The organism is uncultured Mucilaginibacter sp. (assembly GCF_903913935.1).
Lineage (GTDB): Bacteria > Bacteroidota > Bacteroidia > Sphingobacteriales > Sphingobacteriaceae > Mucilaginibacter.
The window spans coordinates 1-4,472 of sequence record NZ_CAIWNH010000066.1 but is presented as its reverse complement, the minus strand read 5'-3'; the positions used below and the strand labels follow the sequence as shown (position 1 = coordinate 4,472).

The 4,472-nt window shown below is 45.2% G+C and carries 3 protein-coding genes and 1 pseudogene; 2 read left to right on the top strand and 2 right to left on the bottom strand.

The genetic code is table 11. The annotated features are described in order from the left end of the window. A pseudogene (locus QZY09_RS02700) lies at positions 1–348 on the bottom strand (diheme cytochrome c-553); the annotation flags it as partial. Between the two features lie 235 nt (positions 349–583). Between QZY09_RS02700 and QZY09_RS02695 the strand changes: the two are divergent. Then, positions 584–1,996 (top strand): C45 family peptidase, encoded by a 1,413-nt coding sequence (locus tag QZY09_RS02695; protein WP_295667770.1) that lies wholly within the window; start codon positions 584–586, stop codon positions 1,994–1,996. Positions 1,997–2,096: 100 nt separating this feature from the next. On the opposite strand, the gene QZY09_RS02690 is transcribed toward QZY09_RS02695, so the two are convergent. Then, positions 2,097–3,356, bottom strand: coding sequence for a prephenate dehydrogenase (locus QZY09_RS02690; protein WP_295667768.1), 1,260 nt, complete (start codon positions 3,354–3,356; stop codon positions 2,097–2,099). A gap of 199 nt (positions 3,357–3,555) precedes the next feature. Between QZY09_RS02690 and QZY09_RS02685 the strand changes: the two genes are divergently transcribed. After that, the gene (locus QZY09_RS02685; RefSeq protein WP_295667766.1) at positions 3,556–4,293 is read left to right on the top strand and encodes a hypothetical protein; all 738 of its coding nucleotides are present in this window, start codon (positions 3,556–3,558) and stop codon (positions 4,291–4,293) included. Positions 4,294–4,472 lie beyond the last annotated feature (179 nt).

The window sequence follows — 4,472 nt, the reverse complement described above, 5'->3', positions numbered from 1 at the left end:
TGCCGCAAAAGACGTACCCCATGGGCCGATGGCTGCAGTAAGGTCGCCGGCAAATACAACCAAGCCCCTTTTTATGTCGCCCGCGCCTGCCACCGGAATCGGAGCAGTTGACGGAAAACCCGACAACATTCGGGCTGAATCAATATATGGCCCCTTCGGCCCCATTTTTTTAGGCGAATGACAATCATTGCAACCGAGGGTAGTAACCAGGTAGTTGCCCCGTTTCACCAGGCTGTCTTTTGAGGGCGGTGTAGCTGTGGCAGCTTCCTTAACTCCTTTGGCGGGATCGCATGAGTTTAACGACCATGCAAAAATTGCAATAATGAAAATAGCGGTTAGTTTTTTCATGTTTTGGGCTTTAATTGTAAATAGTTATCAGGTAATCAAATATAAAAAAATTACAGGTAATCCAAATAAAATCAAACGGTTGCAGTAATTTCTTATCTTATTGAAAAAAGGCATTAGGTTAATCAGAAAAACAAAAAATTCAAAAGCCCAGGGCTTTGTTGGAAAATTTCTCAAATATTTTATCTTTACAGTGTTAAACATTTTTACACTAACTGACCCTAGTATTTAAAAACAAATGAAACTAAAAATCACTTTACTTTCCTTATTCGCTGCCGGAGTGCTTTTTTACAGCTGTAAAACAAAAGCGCCTGCAGACAATCGCCTTGGCAATGCCACCCGCGAAGACAAAAATGGCTGGATCTACATCCACCTTGCCGGTTCGCCAGGTAATATCGGATATCAGCACGGCTACCTTGTCGCCAAAGAAATTGATACCATGATCAAGGTTTTGCAATATTACCTGCCTAGCAGCAGCGGTAAAGATTGGGCCTTTTATCGGGGCGCCGCACAACGCTTTTTATGGAAGAAGATCGACAAGGAATACCAGGATGAAATAAAAGGTATTGTAGACGGCTTACAGGCCAAAGGATTTAAATATGACACGCTGGATATCGCCGCGATGAACGCCTATTATGAGTTGCCGGGATACTATGTTCCCACGCTGATGAACAAGGTGAAACCCGGCAGCGGCGACAACCGTGCACCGGGCAATTGCAGCGCCTTTATCGCCACCGGCAGTTATACTAAAGACCATAAAATTGTGATCGCCCATAATAACTGGACTGACTATATTGTAGGCGAACGCTGGAATGTAATTGCTGATATCAAGCCAGAAAAAGGAAATGAATTTTTAATGGATACTGGTCCAGGCTTTATTCATAGCGGGGATGATTTTTTAGTCACCAAAAGCGGCATCATGATCACTGAAACTACGATTACGCAGTTTAAAGGATACGATACCACCAAAACACCTGAGTTTGTGCGCGCGCGGCGTGCGGCACAATATGGCAACAGTATTGATGACGTGGTGAAAATAATGACCACCGACAATAACGGCGGTTATGCCAACGACTGGCTGATAGGCGATACCAAAACTAACGAAGTAGCTAAACTGGAACTGGGCCTCATCAACTATAAAGTGTGGCGCTCCAAAGACACTGCCTTTGTCGGGACCAACTTCGCTACTGACCCTAAGCTGGTGAAAGAAGAGACTACCTTTGATGTAAACGACCCAACTACCTCGCCAAATGCCCGCAAGAAACGAATGGCGCAATTGGTACATGAAACCTATAAAGGCAAGCTGGATGATTCCACCGGCAAAACTATTGAAGGGGACCACTTTGATGCGCTTAACAACAAATCGACGTATGACCGTTGCGTAATTGACGGGCACGTGGACCAGGACCCATTGGGCTGCAAGGAATTTAACGAAGCACCTTACTTCCCGATGGGCGCTGTTCAGGGGAAAGTTGCGACTGCCGACGAAGCAGCAAAAATGCAATTCTGGGCACATATGGGCCATCCCGGTGGCGACGATTTCCTGGCAGCGCCATTCTTAAAGGCACATCCTGAATATGCAAAAAGCCAGGGCAAATATTTGAGAGATATGAAGGCCTATCCATGGACCTTGTTTACAGCATCAAAGTAAACTGCCGATTTTAATCAGCTTTTTTTTAAAAGTAAAAACCCGGATGACACTGAATTTGGTTCAGTATCATCCGGGTTTTCTGTTATTTAACCGGCCGTCGTTATTCCATCATCAACCTTCTGATCAATTCAGCGCTTTGCTTATTCCCTTCTTCCAGTCTTCCCTTAAAAAAAGCCTGCACATCATTAAAGTGCTTTTTATAGCCTTCCATGTCGCCATAACCGATAATGGACGACCATTCCCTCACCGCTGAATGAAACTCCAGGTCATCGCCACGGATGGTTTTATCGTAAACGGCAGTAAGGATTGATTCTTCCAGTAACTCCTCATTTTTAAACAAGTATTCGGCGATACCCAGGCGCAGGCGGAAAGGCGGCGTCTGGCAGATGAGGTTATCGTAGGGATTTACGCCCAGGTGGTACCAGGCATCAACCATACTTAAGATGCTTAAATGCGAATTTGGTTTTTGATGCTCCGGCTTTTGGCCAAGGGCAAACTCCCTCATCACCGTATCATTCAGCATGATCGGTTTGCGGATTTCATGGAAAACAAAATCGCGTGCGCGGTAAAGGCGCTGGCGGAAAGCCTCTTCCTCCTCTTTTATCATCAGCTTAAACAATTCCGACTCGGACACCGCATACCGCTTAACCTGCTGCCTGGCGTAAGGGTTCATGATGGCTAAACCACCGTATACATGCGCCTTGTAGCTGAAGATCCGCAGGGTGGTCAAAATCTTTACATTGTCGATGCCACCCACATACGATGCATTTTCCCATGGAAAAAAACCGGCCTCTTTCCAGGCAGTGCCCATACTCTCAAAACCTACGTGGGTTACGGCCTGTGTATCGGCCACAATTTTATCATGATCGTGGTAATTGGCTATTTCAACAATATCAGTTTCCAGCGCAGTAAAAAGGTCCAGCATCCGTTGGTATGCCTCCTCATCGGCTCGATGGTTTATAAGGATCAGTTTCTGGCCCTTTGGGGCAAAACCCGGCCCGTGCATGGCATGAAAGGTAACGATCTGCGCGTCGGCAGGGAGGTATTTTTCAAAAGTCTCTATCTCGGGTGTTTTAACCGAAGTTTGGCCAGCAACAATAGCGCCGTATTTAGTGGCGGGGCCACATTCGGCCACCACCCTTGCCAGGCTTTCGGCTTCAACGGAATAGATGATCAGGTCGGAAGTCCGGGAAACATCTTTCCCGTTATCCATAATGTGTATTCCAAAAGGGTTAAGTTCATCTTCCAGCTTTTGCCTGTTATCGGGCAGGTCGCAGCCGCAAACCTGGTAACCGGCCGTTGCAAATGCTTTCGCATACAAACGGCCCATATCTCCCAGGCCAATCATGCCTATATTCATGGTGCTAAGATAGGAGAAAGTCCGGAAAGTCAGTAAAGTCCGGAAAGTCAAGTAGTCCGCAAAAAGAATTTGAAGTGAGCCACGCTTTTCATTTTATAAACTTTTTTCTTTCGGATTTTCGGACTTTCCCGACTTTCGGACTAAAAAATATCACGTTTCTCACATCTAAATGGTAATTTTACTTTATAAACCCGCTTTTATGCTAAGGATAAAAATAATTGTACTGCTCATTTGCTTTATATCTACCGCGAGCTTTGCCCAGGATACGGTGAAAAGAAAGCGGCACCATATCTATAAATACACCGGCGCTGCTTATCATCAATATAAAATTGACTCAGCCGCTAAAGCTGCGCAGCAGCACGCCGCAGTTCAGCCGCCTCCTGTTCAACAGGCCGCAGTAAATAAAGGTACCGTAAAGAAGGATACCACAGCGCCGGCCCCTGCACCTGCAAACAATAGCCTTAACAGCCAGTACCAGTATCTTTTATCCAAGGTATACCATTACCAGCAGCCACTGATCTCCGCGTTGTGGAAAAATGCTTCGGATACGTTGAACACCAACCGCGCAAGGTTGAATACTGCCTTAAAAAAGCTGGGTGTACAAAGTAAAACTATCGACAGTTTAAATACCCAAATCAACGCCAAAGACGCAGAGATAAATAAGGTAGACGGAATCGAAATCTTCGGGTTGCTCCTCTCAAAAACCACTTATAACCTCATCGTTTGGGGTCTGGTAATTCTTTTTGGTGTGATTGCTTTGGTGGTGATCATTCGCTCAGGCAGTTTAAAGCGTGAAGCTACCTACCGCACCCAGCTTTACAGCGAACTGGAAGAAGAATTTAAAACCTATAAAACCAAAGCCAACGAAAAAGAAAAGAAACTTGCCCGCGAGCTGCAAACCGAGCGCAATAAGCTGGACGAGTTGCTGGGGAGATAGTTCGTCTGAATCAGAATTTTCAGAATTAAAGAATTCTCAGAATAATATTTTTTTCATACTCAATTGCGATGTCAGTTATCAAACCAACACTACGCATTTTTGATTATTACAAAACATTTGATTCAATTATGATAACGGTTATCGACCCGGTGGGGAATAGGATCACGTTTATCGAAAAG